The sequence below is a fragment of the Chitinophaga sp. genome (genome assembly GCF_035564935.1).
Classification (GTDB): Bacteria; Bacteroidota; Bacteroidia; order Chitinophagales; family Chitinophagaceae; genus Chitinophaga.
This window is the reverse complement of record NZ_DATMTE010000547.1, coordinates 1-1606: the sequence shown is the minus strand read 5'-3', so window position 1 is coordinate 1606 and position 1606 is coordinate 1. Positions and strand designations below refer to the sequence as shown.

General features: G+C 45.3%; 1 protein-coding gene. It reads right to left on the bottom strand.

What is annotated here, in order from left to right; genetic code table 11:
• The coding region (locus VN105_RS14265) for an OmpA family protein (protein ID WP_325641997.1) at positions 1 to 1606 on the bottom strand (1606 nt) is incomplete at both ends.

The following is a 1606-nucleotide window of genomic DNA, read 5'->3' as shown; positions in this document are numbered from 1 at the left end:
CTGTTGCTGTCATCTTCCGCTTTCACCTGCACCTGTCTTTTCAACACCTTAAATTCAGTTCGCCTGTTGAGCTGACGTCCTTCAGGATTGTCTTTATGATTAGGCAGTGAGTTTGGTGCAATTGGCCTTGATTTACCGTACCCTTTAGCAATTAACCTTTCGGCTGAAATGCCTTTACTGATGAGGTAATCAACACAGGATTGTGCACGTGACTGCGACAGTTTATCATTAAATTTCACAGAGCCTACGCTATCTGTATGTGCACTCATTTCAATAGTTAGCTTAGGATTATCGTTCAGCATCTCTACCACTGTATCCAATACAATTTTAGATTCCTCACGCAAGGTAGCTTTACCAAAATCGTAATAGATATTGTTGAGTACAATTGGTTTTTCTATTTCGTAGTGTTTGAGACAAAGGGTAGGATTGTCCATAGAATCGATCCTTACCAATGAATCGGTATTAAAATAGAGTGCTTTGGTGAAGTAGTTTTCTTTTTCAGCAATGATCTTGTAATAGCGTTGCGGGTCCACTTCGAAAGTATACCTTCCGGTGGCATCCAGTGTAACTTTGCGGATGGTTTTTCTTCTCACTGTATCCAGCAGGCTAACGGTGGCGCCCTGCAAGGGGAGGTGGGTGTCGCAATCGATGATTAAGCCACTGGCTATTTTGCGGATGCGGTTAATGCTGAATACTTCAAGGCAGCAGATAGATTCCCTGTCGGAGCTGATGAATCCGGCTGCAAAGGGATGCGTATTATCCAATGCGGTGTAATAGATATCGTCTTTGGGTGAGTTCAATGGTTTGCCCATATTAACGGGGGCAGACCAGGTACCAAAGTCGCCTTCACTCTGGAAGAAATCAAGACCGCCCAGGCCTACCCGGCCATCAGTACTGAATACAAGCAGGTTTTTCTCTGCATCATAAAACGGCGCCTGTTCTTCATCTTTTGTATTAATGGCGGTACCCATGTTACGGGCGCCACCCGGAGTTCCATTGGTCATAATACAGTACCAAAGGTCATTTTTACCCATACCTCCGGGTCTGTTGGATGCAAAAAGCAGGTATTTTCCGTCGGCAGTAATATAGGGCTGCATGGAATTATACCCGGCCACATTTACATTTTCGCCGAGTATTTTGGGTTCGGACCATGCTCCGTTCTGACGGCTACTGAAATAGATAGCGGATTGTTTCACACCATCTTTCATAGACCAGCGGGTAATATAAAGTGAATTACCGTCCGGGGCAATAGCAGATACCCCCTGGTCAAATCCTTTAGCGGCAGGGATCTTGAGTTTTTGGCTGTTATCGAAGGTATTACCACTTCCGGTAGCAGTGTAGAGGTCATTTACATAGGGGGTTCCTTTTTTCGTTTGTTTTTTGGTGGTGGGTTGCTTAATGGTAGTAGGCAACGGTGGATTTTCAGCACGGGAGGAGGTAAACAACAGTGTGCCGGGATCGAGGATCACCGGTGCATAATTTGCACCGCCTTCATTTACATTACCGGCAGTTTTCTCTATCGTAAATCTTGGTTCTCTATTGGCTTCGGAAAGGGCAAATTCGCAGCAGGCGATTTCAAGTGGGGTTCTTACAGACAGTTCATCGG